25 protein-coding genes and 1 tRNA gene are annotated in these 21,708 nt (G+C 65.0%); 14 read left to right on the top strand and 12 right to left on the bottom strand.

All coding sequences use genetic code 11. The features are described from left to right. Positions 1 to 179: 179 nt before the first annotated feature. Positions 180 to 827 (bottom strand): histidine phosphotransferase ChpT, encoded by a 648-nt coding sequence (gene chpT / locus HAP47_RS10770; RefSeq protein ID WP_173638261.1) that lies wholly within the window; start codon positions 825 to 827, stop codon positions 180 to 182. A 242-nt stretch (positions 828 to 1,069) separates the two neighbouring features. Between chpT and cysQ the strand changes: the two genes are divergently transcribed. Further along, positions 1,070 to 1,897 carry a 3'(2'),5'-bisphosphate nucleotidase CysQ gene (cysQ, locus tag HAP47_RS10765; protein ID WP_173638262.1) on the top strand — a complete coding sequence of 276 codons (828 nt, stop codon included), beginning with the start codon at positions 1,070 to 1,072 and terminating at the stop codon, positions 1,895 to 1,897. On the opposite strand, the gene HAP47_RS10760 is transcribed toward cysQ, so the two are convergent. Then, positions 1,898 to 2,362 carry a YHS domain-containing (seleno)protein gene (locus HAP47_RS10760; RefSeq protein WP_173638263.1) on the bottom strand — a complete coding sequence of 155 codons (465 nt, stop codon included), beginning with the start codon at positions 2,360 to 2,362 and terminating at the stop codon, positions 1,898 to 1,900. A 153-nt stretch (positions 2,363 to 2,515) separates the two neighbouring features. Between HAP47_RS10760 and HAP47_RS10755 the strand changes: the two genes are divergently transcribed. The 3 genes from HAP47_RS10755 (at position 2,516) to HAP47_RS10745 (ending at position 4,745) form a co-directional block, all read left to right on the top strand. Further along, a complete protein-coding gene (locus HAP47_RS10755) occupies positions 2,516 to 3,115 on the top strand; it encodes a DUF1134 domain-containing protein (protein ID WP_173638264.1) in 600 nt (199 codons plus the stop codon). A gap of 146 nt (positions 3,116 to 3,261) precedes the next feature. Then, on the top strand, positions 3,262 to 4,557 hold the full coding sequence (locus HAP47_RS10750; protein WP_173638265.1) for a hypothetical protein: 1,296 nt from the start codon (positions 3,262 to 3,264) through the stop codon (positions 4,555 to 4,557). Positions 4,558 to 4,670: 113 nt separating this feature from the next. Continuing rightward, positions 4,671 to 4,745 (top strand) — tRNA-Val (locus tag HAP47_RS10745). Between the two features lie 153 nt (positions 4,746 to 4,898). Here HAP47_RS10745 and HAP47_RS10740 read toward each other — a convergent pair. Continuing rightward, positions 4,899 to 5,249, bottom strand: a complete 351-nt coding sequence (locus tag HAP47_RS10740; protein ID WP_173638266.1) for a hypothetical protein — start codon at positions 5,247 to 5,249, stop codon at positions 4,899 to 4,901. A gap of 180 nt (positions 5,250 to 5,429) precedes the next feature. Between HAP47_RS10740 and HAP47_RS10735 the strand changes: the two genes are divergently transcribed. Next, complete coding sequence (locus HAP47_RS10735; protein ID WP_097677242.1) at positions 5,430 to 5,801, top strand: DUF4118 domain-containing protein; 372 nt, start codon at positions 5,430 to 5,432, stop codon at positions 5,799 to 5,801. 68 nt (positions 5,802 to 5,869) lie between these two features. Here HAP47_RS10735 and HAP47_RS10730 read toward each other — a convergent pair whose 3' ends face one another. Next, positions 5,870 to 6,010 carry a hypothetical protein gene (locus HAP47_RS10730; protein ID WP_171947715.1) on the bottom strand — a complete coding sequence of 47 codons (141 nt, stop codon included), beginning with the start codon at positions 6,008 to 6,010 and terminating at the stop codon, positions 5,870 to 5,872. A 180-nt stretch (positions 6,011 to 6,190) separates the two neighbouring features. On the opposite strand from HAP47_RS10730, the gene HAP47_RS10725 reads away from it, so the two are divergent. After that, positions 6,191 to 6,442, top strand: a complete 252-nt coding sequence (locus tag HAP47_RS10725) for a hypothetical protein (protein WP_173638267.1) — start codon at positions 6,191 to 6,193, stop codon at positions 6,440 to 6,442. A 38-nt stretch (positions 6,443 to 6,480) separates the two neighbouring features. On the opposite strand, the gene HAP47_RS10720 is transcribed toward HAP47_RS10725, so the two are convergent. Genes HAP47_RS10720 through HAP47_RS10710 form a run of 3 tightly spaced genes read right to left on the bottom strand, consistent with a single transcriptional unit; the run spans position 6,481 to position 8,964 of the window. Next, entirely contained in the window at positions 6,481 to 6,819 is a 339-nt protein-coding gene (locus tag HAP47_RS10720; protein WP_173638268.1) for a hypothetical protein, read from the bottom strand. Positions 6,820 to 6,827: 8 nt separating this feature from the next. Further along, positions 6,828 to 7,364 (bottom strand): hypothetical protein, encoded by a 537-nt coding sequence (locus HAP47_RS10715; RefSeq protein WP_173638269.1) that lies wholly within the window; start codon positions 7,362 to 7,364, stop codon positions 6,828 to 6,830. Between the two features lie 52 nt (positions 7,365 to 7,416). Continuing rightward, positions 7,417 to 8,964 carry an acetolactate synthase large subunit gene (locus tag HAP47_RS10710; protein ID WP_173638270.1) on the bottom strand — a complete coding sequence of 516 codons (1,548 nt, stop codon included), beginning with the start codon at positions 8,962 to 8,964 and terminating at the stop codon, positions 7,417 to 7,419. Between the two features lie 225 nt (positions 8,965 to 9,189). Here HAP47_RS10710 and HAP47_RS10705 point away from each other — a divergent pair, with 225 nt between their 5' ends. From HAP47_RS10705 to HAP47_RS10690, 4 genes are all read left to right on the top strand, one after another. Next, complete coding sequence (locus tag HAP47_RS10705; RefSeq protein ID WP_173638271.1) at positions 9,190 to 9,762, top strand: L,D-transpeptidase; 573 nt, start codon at positions 9,190 to 9,192, stop codon at positions 9,760 to 9,762. Positions 9,763 to 9,855: 93 nt separating this feature from the next. Next, positions 9,856 to 10,656 carry a DUF2927 domain-containing protein gene (locus HAP47_RS10700; RefSeq protein WP_173638272.1) on the top strand — a complete coding sequence of 267 codons (801 nt, stop codon included), beginning with the start codon at positions 9,856 to 9,858 and terminating at the stop codon, positions 10,654 to 10,656. A gap of 430 nt (positions 10,657 to 11,086) precedes the next feature. Continuing rightward, a complete protein-coding gene (locus tag HAP47_RS10695) occupies positions 11,087 to 12,118 on the top strand; it encodes a MerR family transcriptional regulator (RefSeq protein WP_173638273.1) in 1,032 nt (343 codons plus the stop codon). A 77-nt stretch (positions 12,119 to 12,195) separates the two neighbouring features. Beyond that, positions 12,196 to 13,191, top strand: a complete 996-nt coding sequence (locus HAP47_RS10690) for a LysR family transcriptional regulator (RefSeq protein WP_173638274.1) — start codon at positions 12,196 to 12,198, stop codon at positions 13,189 to 13,191. A 19-nt stretch (positions 13,192 to 13,210) separates the two neighbouring features. Here HAP47_RS10690 and HAP47_RS10685 read toward each other — a convergent pair whose 3' ends face one another. Both HAP47_RS10685 and HAP47_RS10680 read right to left on the bottom strand, forming a co-directional pair. Next, positions 13,211 to 13,651: a hypothetical protein gene (locus HAP47_RS10685; RefSeq protein ID WP_173638275.1), complete on the bottom strand. Its 441-nt coding sequence runs from the start codon at positions 13,649 to 13,651 to the stop codon at positions 13,211 to 13,213. 115 nt (positions 13,652 to 13,766) lie between these two features. Continuing rightward, entirely contained in the window at positions 13,767 to 13,979 is a 213-nt protein-coding gene (locus tag HAP47_RS10680; RefSeq protein ID WP_173638276.1) for a hypothetical protein, read from the bottom strand. A gap of 384 nt (positions 13,980 to 14,363) precedes the next feature. Here HAP47_RS10680 and HAP47_RS10675 point away from each other — a divergent pair, with 384 nt between their 5' ends. Further along, the gene (locus tag HAP47_RS10675) at positions 14,364 to 15,512 is read left to right on the top strand and encodes an ABC transporter substrate-binding protein (protein ID WP_173638277.1); all 1,149 of its coding nucleotides are present in this window, start codon (positions 14,364 to 14,366) and stop codon (positions 15,510 to 15,512) included. 109 nt (positions 15,513 to 15,621) lie between these two features. Here HAP47_RS10675 and HAP47_RS10670 read toward each other — a convergent pair whose 3' ends face one another. The 3 genes from HAP47_RS10670 to HAP47_RS10660 are packed head-to-tail and all read right to left on the bottom strand — an operon-like array spanning position 15,622 to position 18,175. Then, on the bottom strand, positions 15,622 to 15,867 hold the full coding sequence (locus HAP47_RS10670; RefSeq protein WP_173638278.1) for a hypothetical protein: 246 nt from the start codon (positions 15,865 to 15,867) through the stop codon (positions 15,622 to 15,624). Between the two features lie 30 nt (positions 15,868 to 15,897). Further along, positions 15,898 to 17,022, bottom strand: coding sequence for a M48 family metallopeptidase (locus HAP47_RS10665; RefSeq protein ID WP_173638279.1), 1,125 nt, complete (start codon positions 17,020 to 17,022; stop codon positions 15,898 to 15,900). A gap of 4 nt (positions 17,023 to 17,026) precedes the next feature. Next, a complete protein-coding gene (locus HAP47_RS10660; protein ID WP_173640554.1) occupies positions 17,027 to 18,175 on the bottom strand; it encodes a DUF898 family protein in 1,149 nt (382 codons plus the stop codon). A 73-nt stretch (positions 18,176 to 18,248) separates the two neighbouring features. Here HAP47_RS10660 and HAP47_RS10655 point away from each other — a divergent pair, with 73 nt between their 5' ends. The 3 genes from HAP47_RS10655 (at position 18,249) to HAP47_RS10645 (ending at position 21,628) form a co-directional block, all read left to right on the top strand. Beyond that, complete coding sequence (locus tag HAP47_RS10655; protein WP_231168833.1) at positions 18,249 to 18,824, top strand: hypothetical protein; 576 nt, start codon at positions 18,249 to 18,251, stop codon at positions 18,822 to 18,824. A 227-nt stretch (positions 18,825 to 19,051) separates the two neighbouring features. After that, positions 19,052 to 20,323, top strand: a complete 1,272-nt coding sequence (locus HAP47_RS10650) for a cytochrome P450 (protein ID WP_173638280.1) — start codon at positions 19,052 to 19,054, stop codon at positions 20,321 to 20,323. A 30-nt stretch (positions 20,324 to 20,353) separates the two neighbouring features. Beyond that, the gene (locus HAP47_RS10645; RefSeq protein WP_173638281.1) at positions 20,354 to 21,628 is read left to right on the top strand and encodes a cytochrome P450; all 1,275 of its coding nucleotides are present in this window, start codon (positions 20,354 to 20,356) and stop codon (positions 21,626 to 21,628) included. The last annotated feature ends 80 nt before the right edge of the window (positions 21,629 to 21,708 follow it).

Below are 21,708 nucleotides of genomic sequence, written 5' to 3'. Positions count from 1 at the left end.
GAAAACGCTGCGGCGCGCGACATCGACGCGCCGGCCGGAACTTAGGTCAGCTTGTCCGCAAAGCGTTTAAGTTTGGTTGAGTAATTGGAAAAGAACGGGATCAACAAAGAGATAAGGCCGCACGATCGAATCGCGCGGCCAGTCGTAACCTTTGCTTAATGATGTTCCCGCGGCCGCGTTCAGGACGCCAAGATAACGACCTTGTCGCCGTCGAGCGCGAGCGTCACTTTCAACCCGCAGGCTTCAGCCAAGAGGCGCGTGTAATGCGGCTGCACGGCATGCGCATCGACCGTGTTCGACGAGCTTGCATTGAGCAGGTCGACGATGTTCTGCGGCACCCGCGCATTGAGGCCCGCGGCCAGGATGCGGAAGCTCATCGTCTCACCCTCGCCGACCGGATCGATGGTGAGCGTGCCGCCGCGCGGGATCGTCTGCTGCGCGATGACCAGCATGTTCAGCAGCAGCTTGACCCGGTTCTTGGGCAGCAGCAGCCGCGGCAAATTCCAGGTCAGCGTCACCTTGCCGTCCTCGATATGTCCCTTCGCCATGTTCTGGGCATCGCCGAGGTCGATCTGCGCGCCGGAGGAACCCGCGGCACCGAACGCCAGCCGGCAGAACTGCAGCCGCGCCGAAGCGGTCTTGGCGCTCTTGCGGATCAGATCGAGCGCGAAGTCGCGGTCTTCGGGCTTGGGATTGTCGTCAAGGACCTCAAGCCCATTGACGATCGCGCCGACCGGACTGATGAGATCGTGACAGACCCGCGAACACAGCAGCGCCGCGAGCTCGAGTGCATCGGGAGCGGGACCGGGAGACGAAGTGCCAGACATCAATTGTTTCCTGGAAAGCCGCACGCCGCGGGAGGAGTGCGAATCACGCATGCCTGTCGGCTTGATACACCGCGCAGACGGATGCTGCCAGCTTGCGGCGGGACTGATAACGCATGATCCGGAAAAGTCGAAACCGGTTTTCCGAAAAGATCATGCTCAAACAAGGGGATGAGATCAATGATGCGATGCCTCGTCATCGCATCATGATCTCAGGGAACACAAACAGGATATGAGACCCGCCCATGAATAAGGCAAAGCCGTCCCTGATCGGCTGCGAAGCCGCCGCCACGCTGCTCGAATCGCTGACCGAACTGGTGATTCAGGCCGGCGAGGCGATTCTTGCGGTCAACCGATCCGCCATGAACGTCACAGGCAAGAGTGACGGTTCGCCGGTCACCGAGGCCGATCTCGCCGCCGACACCATCATCGTCGAAGGGCTGACCCGCCTGACGCCGCATGTGTTGCTGCTGTCGGAGGAACGCGTCCAACTGGCGACGCCGCCCTACAAGGACAGTTTCTTCCTGATCGATCCGCTCGACGGCACCAAGGAATTCGTCGCCGGCCGCAATGAATTCACCGTCAACGTAGCGCTGGTCACGCAGGGCGTGCCGCTGCTAGGCATCATCGGTGCGCCCGCGCTGGGGCTGATCTGGCGCGGCATCGTCGGCAAGGGCGCCGAGCGGTTGACGCTGCAGAATGGCGCGGTTTCGCAGGCAGTGCCGATCAAGACCCGTCCCTGTCCGCCGCGCGGCGCGCCCTGGACCGTTGCGGTCAGCCGCTCACACGGCGACGCGCGCACCGAGGCCTTCATCGACGAACGCGGCGGCGCGGTCCGCGCCGTGCTGGGCTCGGCCGTCAAGTTCGGCCGCGTCGCCGAGGGTGCAGTCGATATCTATCCCCGCCTCTCGCCGACGTCCGAATGGGATGTGGCGGCCGGTCACGCGGTGGTCGTCGCGGCCGGCGGCAAGGTGACCGATTCGAACGGGCGCCAGTTGTGTTTCGGGCTCGGCCGCAAGGACTTTCTGGTGCCCGAATTCATTGCGTGGGGCGACCCGGCCGCAGCATTGTGATTACTGCGCGAGACTTTCTTCCAATTCCGGCCAGCGCGCCGCGGCTTCCTTCAGGAAGCGCGCGGGATCGGCAGCGAAGGCGTCGCGGCTGTGTTCCCGGTTGAACAGATAAAGCCTGTTGCCGAAGACGGCCCAGAACCGCGGATTGCCGGCACAGGTCACGCCCCGCACCAGATCGGTCGGATCGTAACCGCCAAACTGCGGCCCATAGATTTCAGGATGCGCCACGAACGAGGCGCGGTTGCCTTCGTTGCGGAAACGCCAGACCACGCCGCTTTCAGCAGCCTCGAATTCCGGCCGCCCCTGGGTGGCGGCGGCATCGGTGAAATAGGCGACGGGATCGAATCCCTCGATCGCGAGGCCAGAGTAGCGGTTCGTCACCACGCGCTCGGTCGTCGTGGCCTGAACAGGCAAAGAGGGCCAGATGGCCGCCAAAATGCCTGCCAACAGGCCGAAAAACGCCATGCCCCGGCACGATCCATATCTTTCCTGCCGTTGTGCCGTCATAGTTGATACCGATAACATCCGAGTCGAGGGGACACTGGGCGCAACCTAGAGCCGTGCCTGTTGGCATCAGGTTAAAGGGCAACGCCCGGATTTCGATAGCAGGGGTTCTTTATGACTTTCGCATCACGCCTTGCCGCGGTCGCGTTTGCCGCGCTGATGTGCTGGAGCGCAGGGGCGTCCGCGCAGCAGCCAACGCAATATCCGCCGCCGCAGCGTGAACCGACACCGTATACTTACGGGCCCGACGAACTGGTCGGCGCCGGACACAAGTTCTTCGGCAACGTCTCGCGCGGGCTGGCCTCGGTGATCGAGCGCGCGGTCAGCCAATGGGGCCTGCCCAACGGTTACGTGCTCGGCGAGGAAGGCTCCGGTGCTTTCGTGGCCGGGCTGCGCTATGGCGAAGGCACGCTCTACACCAAGAACGCCGGCGACCTCCGGGTCTATTGGCAAGGCCCTTCGGTCGGCTTCGACTGGGGTGGCGACGGCGCTCGCACCATGACGCTGGTCTACAACCTGCCCTCGACGCAGGCGATCTATCAGCGCTTCGTCGGCATCGACGGCTCGGCCTATATCGTCGGCGGCTTCGGCATGACGGCGCTGACCGCCAACAACATCGTGCTGGTGCCGATTCGCTCGGGCATCGGCTTGCGGCTCGGTGCCAGCGTCGGCTATCTCAAATTCACTCCGCGCGCGACCTGGAACCCGTTCTAGGTCTTGAGCCCGGACGGGATGATCGCGGCGCCGGTTGATCCGACACGGTTAGCGATTCAGGTTAACGCGGCAAACGGGCTGGCCTTTGGCCGGCCCGCCGTGGCATTGTGATTAACAAATTCCTTCTTTCTTTGGAGTGACCCTTCATGATCGAGCCGATCATGTACGCGGCGATCGGTTTCCTGATCTCGATGCTGTGCGGCCTGATGATCGTTCCGCTGGTGCATAACCGGGCGGTGCGGCTGACCACGCGCCGCATGGAAGCGGCCACCCCGCTGTCGATGGCCGAGATCCAGGCCGACAAGGACCAGCTCCGCGCCGAGTTCGCCATGTCGGCCCGCCGGCTCGAGATGAGCGTCGACCAGCTCAAGAGCAAGACCACGAGCCAGCTCGCCGAGCTCGGCAAGAAGACCGATGCGATCAACCGCATGAAGATCGAGCTCGGCGAGAAGAACGCCGCGATCTTCGCGCTGGAGGCGCGCGAGAAGGCGATGAAGGAGCAGCTTCGCGCCACCGAGGAAGAGTTTTCCGCCAAAACCGAGCTGTTGCGCAACGCCGAGCAGGCGCTCACCGACAAGCAAAGCGAGCTTGGCAAGATCAACGCCGAGCTCAACGACCGCTCGATGACGGCGGACAGCCGCCAGATCGAGCTGGTCGCGGTGCGGACCCAGGTCGAGGAGTTGAAGAACCGTGTCGGCGATGCGGCCAGGGAGTTTGCTGCAACCCAAGCCCGCCTCGCCCAGGAGCGTAACCAGTCGGAAACCGCAACGCGCGAGCTCGCCGACGCGCGCGGCCGGGTCGAGAATCTGAGCCAGCGGGTCACCGATCTCGACCGCCAGCTGATCGTCCAGGTCAAGGAAGCCGAGATGCTCGGCAACCGCGTCACCGACCTCGAGACCCGGCTTGCGACCCAGGGCAAGCTGCTCGCCGAGCGCGAATTCGAGAATGGCCAGCTCAAGCAGGCCAACGCCGCTGCCGAGCGGACCGTGCAGGAGCTGCGCGAGGAGATCGCTGCTGCCGGCGGCGGCAAATCGTCCGTGCTCGAGAAGCTGCGGCAGGAGAAGGCAGCGGTCGAGGAGCAGCTGCGCATCGCCCGCGACGAGCGCGGCAAGCTGCAGCGCGACATCAACGCGATCCAGCAGCAGGCCGAGAGCTCCTGGGCGACCGAGCGGATGGAGAACGCGCTGCTGCGCGAGCGCATCAACGACATCGCCGCCGAGGTGGCCAAGCTCGCGATCCAGCTCGAGGGCCCCAATTCGGCGATCGAGGCCATGCTGGCGGCGGAGCCGACCGTGCCGGCCAAGGCGGCCGCCAGACCCGCCAACGGTGCCGCAAATGGCATTTCGGCGGGCAGCGGGATGCCGGAAGGCGGCGGCACGCTCGCCGAGCGCATTCGGGCACTGCAGTCGCACGCCTCCCGCGCCCGCCAGCAAGGCGCCTGATTCCCGCAGGGTTTGGCTTGACACCCCTACCCGGCACTTCGTAAATCGCACGCTCTGACGAAGCGCCACTGTCGACCGGCCGCCGACCAGCGGCTTTTGGCACGTCACATCCCGGACGCATAGCTCAGCGGGAGAGCGTTCCCTTCACACGGGAGAGGTCCAAGGTTCGATCCCTTGTGCGTCCACCATTCCCCTTCCTGAACCGCCAGTTGCGGACGATTGTCGACATTCTGCTGCCCTTCGGGACCGCGCCTGATCAAGAATGTCGAAAACAACCCCATGCAAAGTAGCCAACGCAAGCCGGAGCGGCGCCTGACCGCCGTTCGCCGCGCCGTCCCGGCTCAGTGCCGGCGGCGGCGCGGGGCGGATGACGGCTTGGCGGTGCGTCGGCTGAGTTCACCGAGCAGGTCGCGAACCGCGCCGTCGAGTTCGTCGGGCGGGGTGGCGGGACCGTGCTGCTGCGTGCCAGGCGGCTGTCGCAGGTTACCGGCGGAGATGTCGTCGTTCGCGGCGAGGAGCGCGTCGGCGTCATCATCGTGCCGTCTCCGTGCCCAATGCCGCGCGGCGCGAACCTTAGGCGCGTGAACGCCGAGAGGAGACCGCCGTTTGCGGCGGGAGATCAGTTCGCGCACGCCGTATCCGGATACGAACCCGATCCCGATGACGAGCACGACAATCACAAATTCCACCATTGTGTCGTCCCACCCTCACCCTGCCGCAACGCAATAAGCGCGACAATGCGGCAGCGGCTTGACCGGGACAGTTCCTTTTCACTGTGCCGAGCACAACGCTGACCCTCGGAGTCCTACGGGGTTTTGTTTGCAGGCTTCCTCGGTTACCTTCCCGGAACTCGCGGAGGCCGGGACGTCTCGATGCGCAAGGGCAACGACTACATTTTGAAGCTGCGGCCGTGGTCATTGTCGACGTTCGTCGTCGCCCTGCTGGCCGTGGTGCTCGCCACCGCGACGCAGGAGATGTTCGCAAGCTTCGGCATGCAGTTCTATTTCGCGGCCTTCGTGCCGGCGATCCTGATCGCCGGGCTGATGGGCGGCGCGCCGGCCGGCGCCTTTGCCACCATCATCACGGTACCGATCGTGTGGTGGGTGTTCATGCCCCCCTACTTCGAGTTCGCCTGGCCGACGGCCGACGATTATGACAGCATCGCGACGTTCCTGCTGTCGAGTGCGCTCTTGCTCGGTTTCTCCCAGCTCTACCGGGAAGCGCTGGCCATTTTGCGGAAATAGCTGACCGGCGCAGGCCGCGAGCGCCCGCCGGCGCCGGCAAGCCGGTTGCCTGCGCGGATCGTTCGCCCTCAGATCCCGAACATCCAGACCGCGACGATGGTCGCCAGTGTCGCCAGCCCGCTGATGGTCCAGCCCACCGTGTAGAAAGTATCCTCGGGGGCGGTGTCGAGCACCGTATTGGTGGTTTCCGTCATTGACCGCCAGCGCATGGCGTCTCTCCTCGGAACTCCTGCCCAGCGACATAACGCGGCTCGCGGTTCCCGGTTCCGGCTCTTTCGCGGCGACTGCGCCGTTCACGCACAGCTCACGGACTGCTGATCGGGGTCGCGGAACCTGCGACATTCTGTCCCGTTGAGGGGCGCCGGAAACCAACTTGGGAGAACCATCCGATGCGAACACTGATCCTCGCCGCCACGGCGCTTGCCTTCGTCTCGTCCACCGCACTCGCGCAGGACAAGGCCGGCAGCAGCCCGGCCCCCGCAGCGCAAAGCGGCGACACGGCGACCAAGGGCGAGGCGACCAAGATGGCGCCGAAGAAGAAAGCCAAGAAGTCCGCAAAGAAATCGAGCGCCAAGGGAGGCACCAAGGGAGACGCCAAGGCTGGCGCCGCCACGACCGGCGACGATGCGGCCAAGCAATAAACAGAAACAATCGCGGTAGCCGATCACGGATCTGGCGATCACGGAAAAGGCCGCCCCGAAGGCGGCCTTTTTGCTTGCTGTCTCGGTGCGGATGCCGCCTCACCCGTCGCGTCGCGATCAAATGCGCCGACCGCTTGGGGCAGTGATTGTTGGGCAAGCCAAAATTGAACCAGTGAGAATTGAACCAGAAAATTAAAGTGCGGGAGAGGGAGCGAAAGAGGCGCAGAGCCGATAATCCGCACCGCCATCGGATCGTTCTGAAAATTGACCACCAGCTCCAGGAATTGCTCCACCTCCCGCATTTTCTGTTGTGACGCGGGTGCAGCGGCAACGCATGATCCAAACGGGCTATCACCGCGATGCGTCGAAAGATTCATCGATGGGCTCAATGCTGAGCGCCATCGTCGCGCCTGCCCGCTAGCCCGCTCTCGCGTAGCCGCTCCGCAAACCAGCGCGACGTGGCGCTGTCGATGGCGCCGCCGGCATAGACTTCGGAAGAACTCACGCCGTGCCGTCCGACGATCACCAGAACGCCCATTGCATAGGCAAACCAGACATTCGGATCGGTCAGCGCCTGCAGCTTGCGCTGATCGTGCTCGAGCGGCTGGTGGTTGCTGTCCTTGCGCAGCTCGATGGCCAGCAGGTTGTTCGGGATGTCGCGCTGATGCACGACGATATCGGGGTAGATCGACTTGCCGAGATGGTCGTCGGTCGAGCTCCCCGAGCCTCGCGGCAGCCGCAGCGTGCGCTCGCCGAGCCGATCATAGTTGCAGTCGACCTGCCAGCCGGGAAACTGGCGCTCGACATAGACACCCAACCGGTGAGTAAGCGTTCGCTCGCCGAGATCGCGCTCCAGCAGGAACGTTTCCTGCGCGTAAAACTCCTGCACGGCGGCGATCACCTTGTTCAGCTCGGTCTGCATTGGCGCCTCCGACTGGACTGGGCCGCCGCCGCGGCCTCTTCAAATCGCGCTGCTACATCTGCACTTCGATCAGCCGCGGGCCCGGCTCGGCGACGGCATCAGCCAGCGCCTTGTTGAACTCGTCGGCAGTCGTCACCGGCACCGCCGGCACGCCCATGCCCTTCGCGAGCGCGACGAAATCGAGCGTCGGCCGATCGATCTTCAGCATGTCCTGCGCTCGCTTGCCCGGCTCGCCGGCGCCGACGCCGTCGAACTCGCCGCGCAGGATCTGATAAATCCGGTTGGCGAACACGATGGTCACGACGTTGAGCCCTTCGCGCGCCTGCGTCCACAGCGACTGGATCGTGTACATCGCGCTGCCGTCGCCCACCATGCAGATCACCTTGCGGTCCGGACAGGCAACCGCGGCGCCGGTCGCGACCGGCGTCGAGAAGCCGATCGAGCCGCCCATGTTCTGCAGCCAGTCGTGCGGCGCGGCCGCCGCCGTCGGCGGGAAGAAGCCCCGGCCGGTGGTGACGGATTCATCGACCATGATGGCGTTCTCGGGGATCGCGCACGCGATCGCCTGCGCGATCGTGGTGTGGTTCAGCGCGCCGGTCGGCTTGACCAGCTCCTGGTGCTGCTGCGGCTTGACGTCCTGCGCAGTCGCATGCAGCGCATTGGCGAGCGCCCCGAGGGCTGCGACCGAATTCTCGCCCCAGGCGGTCATGCGATGCACCTCGCAGCCTTCCGCCTTCAGCATGCTCGGCTTGTTCGGATAGGCGAAGAACGCCACCGGATCGTTGGCCTCGACCAGCACGATGTGACGGAAATTCTTCAGGATCGGCAGCGCCTGCTCGATCACATAGGGGATGCGGTTGATCGAGAAGCGGCCGCGGCCGCGCGCCATGCGCGGGTGATAGGTCTGGCCCATCACGGTGCAGCCGGTCTTGCCGGCGATGCGCTCGGCGAGCGCCAGCCCCTGCTCGGTCAGCGCGCTGCCGGTGACCAGCAGCAGCGTGTGCGCGGCATCGCCATGCAGGATTTTTGCCGCGGCGTCGACCGCCTGCGGCGAATAGCTCGGGCGCTGCGTATCGACAGCCACCTCGGCGATGCCGTCGGCCTCGTTCCAGGCGGTGTCGGCCGGCAGGATCAAGGTTGCGATCTGCGGCGGCGCGCTCTTGGCCGCGGCGATCGCGGCCGCGCCATCGGCGGCGACTGACTTGGCATCGGGTGACGTGCGCACCCAGGACGACATCGGCCGCGCCAGGCCTTCGATATCGGACGTCAGCGGTGCGTTGTAACCGATGTGGTAGGTCGCGTGCTGGCCGACGATGTTGACGATGCCGGAATGCGCCTTCTTGGCGTTGTGCAGATTGGCGAGGCCGTTGGCAAGGCCGGGCCCGAGATGCAGCAGCGTCGAGGCCGGCGTTCCCTTCATGCGGAAATAGCCGTCGGCCGCACCGGTCACCACACCTTCGAACAGGCCGAGCACGCAGCGCATGCCGGGGACCTTGTCCAGTGCTGCGACGAAATGCATCTCCGAGGTGCCGGGATTGGTAAAGCAGACGTCCACGCCGCCTGCGACCAATGTCCGCACCAGACTTTCCGCACCGTTCATGCTCACGCTCCCGTTTCGAGATGTTCTTGAGGTGGCTCCAGATCAACCATTCTTCATCCGCTTCGTCAAAGGTTTGGCCGGACAATGCAGCTATCGCTTCCGGTCTGTTGCCTTTTTAAACCGTCTTGTTCGAAAGTGCCTGAAGTCACGGCTTCGTCGCTTGCGAAAGGCCGGCGATTGTGGCCTTTTTGGCTGCATATTTGATTGTTCGCGAGGACGACGACGATGCGCCCGATTGCCGTGATTTTTGCCGCGCTCACGATCCTGGCAGGTGCCGGCCAGGCCCACGCCCAGTTCTTCGACTCCCGTGGCTACCAGACCGAAGCCTCGAGCTTCTTCGGCGGTGGCGGCGCGAGCCCGATCCCGCGCACCACCGTCAACTACCCGACCAACTATGCCCCCGGCACCATCGTGGTGAACACCGCCGAGCGCCGGCTTTATCTGGTGCTGGCGAACGGCCAGGCACTGCGCTACGGCATCGGCGTCGGCCGCGACGGCTTCCGCTGGGGCGGAGTCCACCGTATCAGCGCGAAGAAGGAATGGCCGTCGTGGACGCCGCCGTCGCAGATGCTGCGCCGCCGCCCCGATCTGCCGCGCCACATGGCCGGCGGCATCGAGAACCCGCTCGGCGCGCGCGCGATGTATCTCGGCTCGACGCTGTACCGTATCCACGGCTCGAACGAGCCCGAGACGATCGGCCAGGCGGTCTCGTCGGGTTGCTTCCGCATGACCAATGACGACGTCAAGGACCTCTATGATCGCGTCTCGGTCGGCACCACCGTGGTGGTGAAGAACTGATCGCGTCGATTTCAACGGAACCAGGCGCTTCCATCCGACAAGATCGCTGATCCCGCCTTGCGCTGCCGCGCGCATTGCGGCAGCGTGGTTCGAATGCGCCAACCTTGCTCGCCGATCCTGCTGCTGCTCGCCGCGGCGCTCACCATCTCGCTCACCGACGCCATCGCTCCGGCGACGGGCGCAGAGATTCCGGCCATCGCCTCGCGCCAGCGCAACGAGAAGAAGGTCTTCACCGATGCCGAGATCGTCGAGGGCTTTCTGAAGACCGCCTTCGGCGCCGAATATCATCTCGCCGGCCGGGTCGACCGCATCCGCAAATACGACAGGCCGGTGCGCGTGTTTGCCGACGGCAACCGCGCCGACCGCAAGGTCCAGCTCGCCAGGGTCATTGCCGACATCCGAACCAAGGTGCAGCATCTCGACATCGCGATGACCGATAACAACGACGCGGCCAATGTCGTGGTCAAGCTGGTGCGCGACCGCGAGCTGTATCGCACGATCGCGACTTTCTACGGCCAGGAGCGCGCCAAGGAGATCCGCACCTCGCTCGACCCGCAATGCCTGTCCGGCTTCCGCAAGAACGAGAATTACGAGATCGAGCATTCCGACGTCATCCTCACCGTCGACAATGGCGATTTCGTCTTCCTCGACTGCGCCTATGAGGAGCTGTTGCAGTCGCTCGGCCCGATCAACGACACTGCGACCGTGCCGTGGACCATGTTCAACGACAGCGTCTCGATGGGCTTTTTCGACGTCTACGACCAATACCTGCTCAATCTGCTCTACGACCCCCGCATCAAGCCCGGCATGAACGTGCAGGAGGTCAAGGTCGCGCTGCCCGAAGTCCTCACCGACGTCCGCGCCTGGGTGGCGAAGGTGAACCATCTGGAGTGAGGGCGGGCCGCCGCAACAGGCAGGGATGCCGCAACACATAGAACTGTCGTCCCGGCGAACGCCGGGACCCATAACCACAGGATTGGCTTGGTGAGGAAGGCTGTGGCCCCAGCGTCGCGCAACAATCGCCTTCAGTGGTAATGGGTCCCGGCGTTCGCCGGGACGACACTGAGTTTGTGGTGCCGCTTGCGAGCCATACTTCCGCATTCTCGCGACATCCTTTGCCCGAGTTCTGCATCTCGTTCCGCCCTCTCCTCGAACAGAGGATGCAGGGAAAGCCGGGTGCCGATTGCGCCCATGGGTCCCGTGCAACAAACGGCATGCTCACCTCACTGTCATTCCGCGACCTGGGGACGGCCACCCTGCCCGCTTGACCTTGCCCCTGCGGCCGCCTCCATAGAAGCGCGGTCAGACGACGCGAGGTGATTCGATGAATGCTCCTGCTGCCCGTTTCCTCAGTCCGTCCGAAGCTGCAAGGCAGCTCGGGATCTCGGCGAAAGCGCTGCGCCTCTATGAGGAGCGCGGCCTGCTCGCGCCTGGCCGCACGCCGGCGGGATGGCGCGCCTATGGTGCGGCCGAGATGGCGCGCGGCGCCGAAATCGTCGCGCTGCGCGCGCTCGGCCTCAGCATCAATGAAGTGACGCGGATCCTGAGCGGCGACGCCGTCATCCTGGATCGCGTGCTAGCCGCGCACGAGGCCACGCTCGAAGCACGCATCCGCCAGAGCGGCGACAGCATCGCCAGGGTGCGCCGGCTGCGCGCCGACCTCGGCCGCGGCAGGATGCCCGCGACGTGCGATCTCATCGGTGCGGTCAGGGTACGGCCCGCGATCGGCGTCGCGTTCGATCTGCCGTGGCCGTGGGGCGGCGAGCGCTTCGAACTGCGCGACATCAAGCTGCTGAACTACATCGTCGGGCCGCTCGGCAGCGGCAAGACGCGCCTCGCGCAGCGGCTCGCTGAAGTGCTGCCCGACGCCAGCTTCGTGGGGCCGGATCGCACCGCCGACGGCGGCACGGCCGTTCGTGCGCGGCTCGATGCCGATCCGGCCCATAAGGCGAGGGTCGAGGCGAGCCTTGCCGTCCTCCTCGCCGACGGCGCGGTGGACTCACCCGCACTGACCGCCCTGCTCGCCGCTCTCGAGGCCAATGGCGACACGATCCTGGTGATCGACATGCTCGAGCAAGGGCTCGATGCGGCCAGCCAGGAAGCCGTGATCGCGCATCTGCGCCGCCGCGGGCCCGAGGCGCGGCCGCTGTTCTTCCTCACACGCTCCAACGCGATCCTGGACCTCGACGCGGTCGGCGACGATGAAGCGATCATCCTGTGCCCCGCCAATCACAGCCGGCCGATCTGCGTCACGCCCGTGCCCGGTGCTCCCGGCTATGAAGCGGTCGCGACCTGCCTCGCCTCGCCGGAGGTGCGGGCGCGCACCGCAGGCATGGTTGCGTGGCGGCCATCCTGATTTCTCGCATTGGTTGTATTATAATCACGCGACAAGGTCGGATGCACGGCAGGAAAACTGTGCTATAAGCTCACACAATGACCGAGCTTCCCCGTACCCAGGCCTTGCGTTGCTTCATCACGGTTGCCCGTGAGGGCACTGTATCGCGCGCCGCAGCGATGCTGAAACTGACCCAGCCGGCGGTCAGCCTGCAACTCAAGGCGCTGGAGGAAAGCACCGGATTGCAGCTGTTCAACCGCACACCCAGCGGCTTCACGCTGACCGAGGCCGGCGCCGCGCTGCTGCCGCTGGCGCACCGCGCGGTGGCCGCAGCATCCGACTTCAAGGCGATGGCGGACTCGCTGAACGAGGCGCAGCGCGGCACGCTGCGCGTCGGCACCATCCTCGACCCCGAATTCACCCGGCTGGGGCCGTTCGTACGCAGCCTTGCGATGTCCTCGCAGCGCACCGAAGTGTTTCTGCGCCATGGCGTCAGCGACGACGTGCTGGCGCAGGTCGGCCGGGGCGAGCTCGACGTCGGCTATTATGTCGACGCCACGCCGCCGGAGCAGCTCAACCATCACAGCTTCACTGAGCGGACCATCGCCGACGGCCGCTACCAGCTGGCGCCGCTGCTCAGCTACCACTACCGCGTGATCGCGCCGATCGGCTGGCGGGACCGGGTGATCGGCAAGGACTGGGCGGAGCTTGCCGAGCTGCCCTGGCTCGCGACACCGCCGCATTCCGGCCACCGGCGGCTGCTCGACGACATCTTCCGTCCGCTCGGCGCCTTGCCGAAGCGGGTCGGCTACACCGATCAGGAAGAGGCGATGATCGACTTCGTCGAATCCGGCCTCTGCCTCAGCCTCGCGCGCGACAGCGTGCTGGCGCCGCGGATGGCGCGCCCGCATCAGTTCGTGGTCTCCGACAAAGTGAAGCTCAGCTGCGACCTCTCGTTCGCCTGCCTCGCCGCCCGCCGCCAGGAGCCGGTGGTCGCCCACGCCTTCGCGGCCGTGCGCGCGGTGTGGAATATCAAGCCGGCGATCGCCGGCGCCGGCCCGACGCGAACGCGGAAGGTCGCGAAGAACGTGTAAGCGGCGGACTTGCGCCAACCTACTTCAACGCCAGGCTGGTGCAATACGCGGAAACTTCACCGCTTCTCCAACCGTTATTCAATCCGGTTTCCGTGCACTGATTGTAGCTCTTGAAAGGCACGCCGCCGGGGCCGATGTTTCGGCATCCGGTATAGGCGGACGCGCCGGCAGACCAGGAGCATCCGATCCAGGGGCGGTCACCTGACTTCATGCTCGTCATGCAACCGCCGATGCAAAACACCGAGGTCGCAGCCGCATGCGGCGACGAAGACGCGGTGCTGCGAGCCGCCGCGTGCTGCTTCGGCCTTGGTTGCACGCCGACATGCCTCGGCGCTTCGACCGAAATGTTGGGCAGCGGGCTGGGCTGCGACCGAGCCGGGCCGCTCGATCCGCACAGCAGCGGCGCGATCGACAAGACGGTGGCAGCGAGATTCGTGAAGAAGAACGACGGGCCTTTCATAGCCAGGTCCTCCCAAGATGCCGGACGACAATTCCATACCGGGATGCAGGCTAGCACACATTCAACCGCCGGACATTTCCAATCGGCAGATCGGTAGGTCGTCGTGAACCGAGACCTAGGCTGCGACGACCAGCGGTCTCGTCATGTCCGCCATCGTCGGCACCAGCGATGGCGCCTGACAATCCTGCCGAGCGAGCTCATCCACGAGCTCTTGCAGCCTTGGCGGCAGATCGGCGTAATCGCCGCGCAGGGCGTAGCGCAGCCGCTCGCCGATCTCCTCGCAGATGGCGCGCGCGTGCTCGGGCGCGATCGGATGATGCTCACTCATCGACGTGGACTGCCTGGACGTAAACTGCTTGCAAAGGCCGCGAGCCGTCAGACGGCATTTCCGCGTACGCGGATCCCGCATGCGCACATGCGATCAAAACCAGGATCCGAACAATGCTGAGCATGGTTCGTACTCCCTCTTCTGATCTTTCAATAGCAGCAGGTCGTTGCTGCCTGATTAGGGAAACTGGTTCTCGCGACCTTTAAGGAAGTGGTAAACGCGAGGTTTCAGGACCGGGTCGCAGCCGGATCACCAACCCTCCCTTGTGTCCCCAATCAGGGGGACAGACGCATCCGGTGGAATCAATAAGATGCCGAACCGGAAGCCGGTCGGCTATCATCGCCGGCGCACTACAGAAAAAGAACCTGCTGGGGAGGATTTGCAATGAAGCTGGCCATGGCCGGACTCTGGGTACTCGCGGGCGCGCTCCTGATCGCGCCGGACGCGCGTGCCGACATCAAGGTCGGCGTCGTGGTGTCCGCATCCGGGCCGGGCTCGGCGCTCGGCCAGCCGCAGATGCGCACCATTGCGGCGCTGCCGAAGGAGATCGGCGGCGAGAAGGTGGTCTATATCGCGCTCGACGACGAGTCCGACCCGACCAAGGGCACGCAGAATGCCCGCCGCCTCGTGATCCAGGACGGCGTCGATATCCTGATCGGCTCCTCGCTGACCCCAGTGACCATGCCGATGCTCGACGTCGCCTTCGAATCCAAGACGCCGATCATCTCGCTGGCGGCGGCGACCGCGATCGCGCGGCCGATGGACGACCGCCGCCGCTGGGCGTTCAAGGTGGTCCCCAATGACGATCTGATGGCGGCGGCGATCCTGAAATACATCGCGAAATCCGGCATCAAGACGCTGGGCTATATCGGCGTGTCCGACGGCTATGGCGAAGGCTACTACAATGAGGTGTCACGGCTGGCCCCCCAGCTCGGGGTCACCGTCACGACGCATGAGGTCTATGCGCGCGCGGACACCAGCGCGATGGGCCAGGCGCTGAAGGTGATCGCGACCAACCCGGAGGCGGTGTTCATCGCCTCCGCCGGCACGCCGGCCGTGCTGCCGCAGGAGGCGCTGCGCAGCCGCGGCTATGCCGGCAAAATCTTCCAGACCCACGGCGTTGCGTCGGAGGAATTCATCAAGCTCGGCGGCGCCAATGTCGAGGGCGCAATCTTCACCGGCGAGGCCTTCACGATCGCCGACGATCTGCCGGCGAGCGATCCGTTCCGCCAGGCGCGCGACGCGTTCGTGACGTCCTACGAGAAGGTCAACGGGCAGAAGCCGAACATTTTTGGCGCGCATCTGTGGGACGCCGTCACGCTGTTCAAGCGGGCGGCGGCAAGCGCGCTGAAGACGGCAAAGCCCGGCACGCCGGAATTCCGCGCCGCGCTGCGCGACGAGCTCGAGCGCGGCAAGGACGTCTATCTGAACAACGGCCTCTCGACGATGAGCCCGACCGACCACAATGGCTATGACGAACGCTCGGCGTTCCTGATCAAGGTCGAGGCAGGCAAGTTCAGGCTGGTGAAGTAGCGGTTGGGCTAGAGTCTATCCCGTTCCGATTGAATCGGAACGGGGCTCTAGATTCTTGTTTGACGCGTTTTCTTCACGCGAACCGGTATCCACTTCGCTCGAAAACGCTCTAGTCGCCGCCCCAGCGCCAGCGCGGCGGCTCGCCCTTCCACCAGCACACGCCGGTGAGCAGGACGCTGAGCACGACGACATAGGCGATGAAGCGTGCCGGAGAATGCGGCAGGATCGTCGCTGCGCCGACGGCGATCAGCGCGACAAAGCCCGCGAGAACCGCCCAGCCTTGCCAGTTGTTCGGAGGTCCCCAGCCCCAGCCGTAGCGCTTGGCGGGAAACCAGTATCCGACGTCACGCGGCATGGGACTGCTCCAGTCTCGAAATCCCCTGCTTCACACCTTGCCCTTGCCCGATCCGCAGATGCCCTTCAGCGCCTGCCATTCGGCCGGCGACAGCAGCGGCTGGCCGTTGGCCGGGCCGGCGGCATCGGCTTTGTCCATGCGCGCGAGGCGATCCTCGGTCAGCGGATGGCTGGAGACGAGCGAGAGTCCCTTGCCGCCTTCCTTGCCGGTGACGCGGAACATCAGTTCGCCCATCGGCTTCGCCGGACGGCCGAGCTTGTGCATGGTCTCGATCGCAAAGCTGTCGGCATTGGTCTCGGCGTCGCGCGAATAGGATGACGTCACCAGCGAGCGCGAGGCGAAGAGCAGCGCGCCGGACCCGGTGATGTCGCCGAACAGCAGCCCGATCAGGAACGAGGTGCCGCCATTGTGGATCAGCTCGCGCATGCTATCGCGATGACGGAGATGACCGAGCTCATGCGCCAATACGCCGGCGATCTCGTCGGGATTTTCGGCCTTCTCCAATAGCCCCTCGAACAGATAGACCTTGCCGCCCGGCAGCGCGAAGGCGTTCGGCACCGACGTCGCCAGCACGCCCGACTGCACTGAATTGTCGAGGCCCGCGGTCTCCCGCAGCTTGCCGACCAGCTTCTCGAATGCCGCCTGGCCGGCCGCGTTGCTGCACGGCTTGCCGTCGAACACCACCATGACCTGCGCTTCCGCGACGTCGCCGAGACGCCGCTCGAAGGAATCGGGCACCAGCGGCGTCAGCCGCTCGGCGGCGAGCGGCACGCCGAACAGCACCACCAGCATGATCGACACCGCGGCCGCGAGCGACCAGCCGACGATCCCGGCGACGCCCTTGCGGTTCGGCAGGTCCTGCTCGAGCCTGTCGCAGCGCGCGACCAGCGCGGCCGTCAGCTGCGCGTCGCGGATTTCAAGCCGCGCCAGAGCCGGCGCGGTCAGGCAGCTCAGCCGCAGCAGGCCGGCCGGGCTGTCGGCGCGGCGGATGTCGGCAAACGCCCAGCGTGCGAGCAGTTCGCCGCCTTCCCTGATCTCCAGCGCATCGGACAGCTTGAGCGCGACGATCCGCCGGCGGTTCGATGCACCGTCGAAGAACACGGCGCCCGGAACCGGCGGCGCCGCGGAATTGGCCTGGCTGACATCGGCTTCCATGGCGCTAGAATCCTGCGACGTCGAGGCCGTCGGCAAAGCCTTCGCCGAGCGCATTGGCGAGCTCGCCGCGCGCGGTGACGTTGGCCGCCGCCTCGATGTTGTGCACGATGGTCGACGACAGCACCCGGACCCAGAGATCGCGCATCAGGTAGACCCGCATCACCACGTTCATCGCCAGCGCAAGGGCAAGATAGCCGATGCCGAGCAGGACCATCAGGGGAATGCTCCTGGCGAACGCCTCGGTCCTGAAGAAGTCCGCGATCGAGGAGCCGTCCATGCTCGCGGCCAGGAAGATGCAGAGCGCGAGATAGGCCGAGAACAGCGCGCCGAGCAGCACGGCCCAGCCGATCACCTTCCAGTACAGGCCGATCAGCTCGCTGCGACGCATGGTGGATTCCAGCCTGACCCCACCGAAGCGGATGCCCGACAGCCACCAGCGCCACTCGATCGCCTTGAACGCGGCATAGGCGAACGGGCCGAAGACAGAGACCAGCGCGAACGGCATCAAGAGCCAGAGCCACCAGCCCCGCTTGAAGAAATCCCAGCCGCGGCCCTCGAACGAGCCCTGCAGATCGCCGTAATAGGAATGCCGCATCTTGTAGCGTTCGAGCGCCGCCTCGCGCCAGGGCAGCGCCAGGCCGAGCGTGATCACGACCAGCAGGCCCCACAGCGAGGCCTTGAGCGCATAGATCCAGCCCGAGCCACTCATCCAGAAGCGGACGCCGCGCCACACCGTGCGGGTCAGCCGATAGCGCCGCGCCCGGTAGATCGCAAACTGGCCGAACAGATAGAAGAAGGCGACCAGCGGCAACGAGGCGAACGCCTTGAGATGCTCGGCCTCGATGCCGATCAGGAAATATCCGAGATAGATCGGCATCAGGATCGCCAGCGCGACCAGGAAGCCGATCAGGAGCTCCTTGCCGCGGCCGGTATATTCCGGCGCATCGCCGTCGATCAGGGTGTTCGACCAGAGGTGACGGCGGATGTCGGTGGTGAGCCAGAACCGGTAGAAGCCGAGCGTGACGAGCTCGAGCCCGGCGCCGCGCGCGACCAGGCGGAAGAACTCTTTCCGGCTCCCGGAAAACGCCACCGGCATCGGAGGCGGAACCGGTTGCGGTGGCGGCTGCGGCGGCCCCGGCGGGGTCCAGCTCATGTCGTTCACGGGATAGCTCCAGGACGGGACAATCTCTGCGCATCAAAAGCACAGGTTGGTCGCTCCGAGTGTGATGCAGGTTTCACAGGAGGTCGAGAGCGCGGGCCGCTTTTGGCTGGGTGGGGTTGGCTTTGCCTTAACGGGACTGCTGGAGATCGGCCGCAAGCCGAGCTGCCGCCCTTTTTCCCACCCCGAGGTCACGAGCGTCGAACCCAAAGCGGGAATTTGCCGACTTAGCCGACAAGCCGAACGGCAAAGACGCCGCCCCAAGCGCGAGGAAACCTTGGCAATGAACAGATGGATCTTGGCGGCGTGCTTTTTGGCGCTCACGGTGGCTTCCGCGGCTGCCGTCGACGTGCGGCTGGATTCCTATCGCAATCCGAAGAATGAGAACTTTCGCATCTTCAATCATATGTACCTGGACGGCGTCAGGGGCGGCCTGATGGCTTCCAATGCCTGGTTGAAACGGCATGGCGGCCAATTGCTGTTCTGCATGCCCGACACCCTCGCGCTGACCAGCGAGCAAACCGAAGAGATCATGCTCAAGTCGGCCGACAAGCGGTCCGCGAAAGGCGAGATGGCGGTCGCTCTCCTGCTGCTCTGGGGCATGCAGGACACCTACCCCTGCGAAAAGCCCGGCACCCAATAGACGCCACCCTCGCAGCCCGACCAATATCAAACGCCGTTTCAAACAGCGTTGGTCGCCGCCTCGCCCCCTCCACCGGCGAAAAGCCCGGATTCGGCCGCTTTGACCTGACATCAATGCAGCCAAATGCGCGTTGAGAGCCCTTGCGCAAACCGCGGAATGAGAATGTAATTCGGTAAAACATACCGCGCCGGCGATGCCCCGGCCGCGAAACGGTTGAGGAGCCGCTCATGCACGGGACCATCGATCTGGTCGACGACACCAATCTGGATGCCGCACGCGAACGCGCCAACACGCTTGCGCTCGCGGACTACGATCCCGGCCATCCCGAGCTGTTCAAGACCGATACCTTCTGGCCGTATTTCGACCGGCTGCGCCGCGAGGATCCGGTGCACTACTGCAAGGATTCGATGTTCGGTCCGTACTGGTCGATCACCCGCTACAACGACATCATGGACATCGAGACCAACCACGCGGTGTTCTCCTCGGCCGCCTCGCTCGGCGGCATCACCATCCGCGACGTGCCGCCGGACCTGCGCCGCGAAAGCTTCATCGCGATGGACCAGCCGCGCCATTCGGCGCAGCGCAAGACCGTGGCGCCGATGTTCACGCCGACGCACCTCGACGAGCTCGCGATCAATATCCGCAACCGCTCGACCGAATGCCTCGACAATCTGCCGCGCGGCGAGGTGTTCGATTGGGTCGACAAGGTCTCGATCGAGCTGACCACGCAGATGCTCGCGGTGCTGTTCGACTTCCCGTGGGAGGACCGCCGCAAGCTGACCCGCTGGTCCGACGTTGCGACCACGCTGCCCGGCGCCGGCGGCCTCGTCGCCACCGAGGACGAGCGGCAGGCCGAACTGATGGAATGCGCGAGCTATTTCGCAAGGCTCTGGAAGGAGCGCAGCAACCAGCCGCCGAAGAGCGACCTGCTCTCGATGATGGCGCACAGCGACGCCACGCGGAACATGGACCCGAAGAATTTCCTCGGCAACCTGATCCTGCTGATCGTCGGCGGCAACGACACCACACGCAATACGCTGTCCGGCAGCATCTACGCGCTGAGCAAGCATCCGGAGCAATACCGCAAGCTCAAGGAGAACCCGGCGCTGATCGACAGTTTCGTGCCCGAAGTGATCCGCTGGCAGACGCCGCTCGCCCATATGCGGCGCACCGCGCTCGCCGACTTCGAGTTCCGCGGCCGCCAGATCAAGAAGGGCGACAAGGTCGTGATGTGGTACGTCTCGGGCAACCGCGACGAAGAGACGATCGAGAAGCCCTACGAGTTCCTGATCGACCGCGCCCGGCCGCGCACCCACATCTCCTTCGGCTTCGGCATCCACCGCTGCGTCGGGCTGCGTCTCGCCGAGCTGCAGCTCAAGATCATCTGGGAGGAAATCCTCAAGCGCTTCGACACGATCGAGGTGGTGGAGGAGCCGCAGCGGGTGTATTCCAGCTTCATCAAGGGCTACGAGACGTTGCCCGTGCGCATTGCCGCCTGACGCATCGCGAGCCAACCGGGATCAAGAACCATGAACGTCCAGACCGCCATCCGCGCCGACCGGGCCGAGTTGCTGCGCCAGGCGCGCGAGGAAGCCAATGCGACGCCCCTCAGGGATTTTCACCCCGGCGCGCCAAAACTATTCCAGAACGACACGTTGTGGCCGTGGTTCGAGCGGCTGCGCAAGGAAGAGCCGGTGCACTACTGCACCAATGCGCCGATCGAGCCGTATTGGTCTGTCGTGAAGTACAACGACATCATGCATGTCGACACCAGCCACGGCATCTTCTCCTCCGACTCCACGCTCGGCGGCATCTCGATCCGCGACGTGCCGCCCGGCTACGATTATCCAAGCTTCATCGCGATGGACCAGCCCAAGCACGCCCATCAGCGCAAGACCGTGTCGCCGATGTTCACGCCGACGCATCTCGACGAGCTGGCGAAGCTGATCCGCCAGCGCTCGGCCAGCGTGCTCGACAATCTGCCGCGCAACGAGACCTTCAATTTCGTCGAACGCGTCTCGATCGAATTGACCACCCAGATGCTGGCGACATTGTTCGACTTCCCCTGGGAAGAGCGGCGCAAGCTGACGCGCTGGTCCGACGTCTCGACCGCGCTGCCGAAGAGCGGCATCGTCGATTCCCCGGAACAGCGGCGGCAGGAAATGGACGAGTGCTACGCGTATTTCTCAAAGCTGTGGAATGAGCGCGTCAACGCGCCGCCGAGGAACGACCTGCTGTCGATGATGGCGCACAGCGACGCCACCAGGCACATGGACCCCGACAATCTGATGGGCAACATCATTCTGCTCATCGTCGGCGGCAACGACACCACGCGCAACACCATGAGCGGCTCGGTGCTGGCGCTGCACGAGCATCCCGACCAGTTCAGGAAGCTGAAGGAGAACCCCGCGCTGATCGACACCATGGTGCCGGAGGTGATCCGCTGGCAGACGCCGCTCGCGCACATGCGGCGCACCGCGCTCCAGGACACCGAAATCGGCGGCAAGACGATCAGGAAGGGCGACCGCGTCGTGATGTGGTACGTCTCCGGCAACCGCGACGACGAGGTGATCGACCGCCCCGACGAGTTCATCATCGATCGTGCCCGGCCGCGCATCCATCTGTCGTTCGGCTTCGGCATCCACCGCTGCGTCGGCATGCGGCTCGCCGAGCTGCAGCTCAAGATCGTCTGGCAGGAGATGCTGAAGCGCTTCGACCGCATCGAGGTGGTCGGCGAGCCGAAGCGGGTCTATTCCAGCTTCGTGCGCGGCATCGAGAACCTGCCGGTGCGGATTCCGGGCTGAGCCTTAGAATATCCTTGGCTGCAAGTACGTTCGGCCCTATGTCTGCCTGACGTGACTGTCGATGCGCGGCTGCTGGCCGG

The sequence above is a fragment of the Bradyrhizobium sp. 41S5 genome, assembly GCF_011516665.3.
Lineage (GTDB): Bacteria > Pseudomonadota > Alphaproteobacteria > Rhizobiales > Xanthobacteraceae > Bradyrhizobium > Bradyrhizobium quebecense.
Note: the sequence above shows the minus strand (reverse complement) of the source record. Positions and strands in the feature narration are given on the sequence as shown.

Excerpts from the sequence above, each read along its gene's own strand:
- chpT (WP_173638261.1), bottom strand. The coding sequence starts at position 827 with ATGTCTGGCACTTCGTCTCCCGGTCCCGCTCCCGATGCACTCGAGCTC.
- cysQ (WP_173638262.1), top strand. The coding sequence starts at position 1,070 with ATGAATAAGGCAAAGCCGTCCCTGATCGGCTGCGAAGCCGCCGCCACG.
- HAP47_RS10760 (WP_173638263.1), bottom strand. The coding sequence starts at position 2,362 with ATGGCGTTTTTCGGCCTGTTGGCAGGCATTTTGGCGGCCATCTGGCCC.
- HAP47_RS10755 (WP_173638264.1), top strand. The coding sequence starts at position 2,516 with ATGACTTTCGCATCACGCCTTGCCGCGGTCGCGTTTGCCGCGCTGATG.
- HAP47_RS10750 (WP_173638265.1), top strand. The coding sequence starts at position 3,262 with ATGATCGAGCCGATCATGTACGCGGCGATCGGTTTCCTGATCTCGATG.
- HAP47_RS10740 (WP_173638266.1), bottom strand. The coding sequence starts at position 5,249 with ATGGTGGAATTTGTGATTGTCGTGCTCGTCATCGGGATCGGGTTCGTA.
- HAP47_RS10735 (WP_097677242.1), top strand. The coding sequence starts at position 5,430 with ATGCGCAAGGGCAACGACTACATTTTGAAGCTGCGGCCGTGGTCATTG.
- HAP47_RS10730 (WP_171947715.1), bottom strand. The coding sequence starts at position 6,010 with ATGCGCTGGCGGTCAATGACGGAAACCACCAATACGGTGCTCGACACC.
- HAP47_RS10725 (WP_173638267.1), top strand. The coding sequence starts at position 6,191 with ATGCGAACACTGATCCTCGCCGCCACGGCGCTTGCCTTCGTCTCGTCC.
- HAP47_RS10720 (WP_173638268.1), bottom strand. The coding sequence starts at position 6,819 with ATGAATCTTTCGACGCATCGCGGTGATAGCCCGTTTGGATCATGCGTT.
- HAP47_RS10715 (WP_173638269.1), bottom strand. The coding sequence starts at position 7,364 with ATGCAGACCGAGCTGAACAAGGTGATCGCCGCCGTGCAGGAGTTTTAC.
- HAP47_RS10710 (WP_173638270.1), bottom strand. The coding sequence starts at position 8,964 with ATGAACGGTGCGGAAAGTCTGGTGCGGACATTGGTCGCAGGCGGCGTG.
- HAP47_RS10705 (WP_173638271.1), top strand. The coding sequence starts at position 9,190 with ATGCGCCCGATTGCCGTGATTTTTGCCGCGCTCACGATCCTGGCAGGT.
- HAP47_RS10700 (WP_173638272.1), top strand. The coding sequence starts at position 9,856 with ATGCGCCAACCTTGCTCGCCGATCCTGCTGCTGCTCGCCGCGGCGCTC.
- HAP47_RS10695 (WP_173638273.1), top strand. The coding sequence starts at position 11,087 with ATGAATGCTCCTGCTGCCCGTTTCCTCAGTCCGTCCGAAGCTGCAAGG.
- HAP47_RS10690 (WP_173638274.1), top strand. The coding sequence starts at position 12,196 with ATGACCGAGCTTCCCCGTACCCAGGCCTTGCGTTGCTTCATCACGGTT.
- HAP47_RS10685 (WP_173638275.1), bottom strand. The coding sequence starts at position 13,651 with ATGAAAGGCCCGTCGTTCTTCTTCACGAATCTCGCTGCCACCGTCTTG.
- HAP47_RS10680 (WP_173638276.1), bottom strand. The coding sequence starts at position 13,979 with ATGAGTGAGCATCATCCGATCGCGCCCGAGCACGCGCGCGCCATCTGC.
- HAP47_RS10675 (WP_173638277.1), top strand. The coding sequence starts at position 14,364 with ATGAAGCTGGCCATGGCCGGACTCTGGGTACTCGCGGGCGCGCTCCTG.
- HAP47_RS10670 (WP_173638278.1), bottom strand. The coding sequence starts at position 15,867 with ATGCCGCGTGACGTCGGATACTGGTTTCCCGCCAAGCGCTACGGCTGG.
- HAP47_RS10665 (WP_173638279.1), bottom strand. The coding sequence starts at position 17,022 with ATGGAAGCCGATGTCAGCCAGGCCAATTCCGCGGCGCCGCCGGTTCCG.
- HAP47_RS10660 (WP_173640554.1), bottom strand. The coding sequence starts at position 18,175 with ATGAGCTGGACCCCGCCGGGGCCGCCGCAGCCGCCACCGCAACCGGTT.
- HAP47_RS10655 (WP_231168833.1), top strand. The coding sequence starts at position 18,249 with ATGCAGGTTTCACAGGAGGTCGAGAGCGCGGGCCGCTTTTGGCTGGGT.
- HAP47_RS10650 (WP_173638280.1), top strand. The coding sequence starts at position 19,052 with ATGCACGGGACCATCGATCTGGTCGACGACACCAATCTGGATGCCGCA.
- HAP47_RS10645 (WP_173638281.1), top strand. The coding sequence starts at position 20,354 with ATGAACGTCCAGACCGCCATCCGCGCCGACCGGGCCGAGTTGCTGCGC.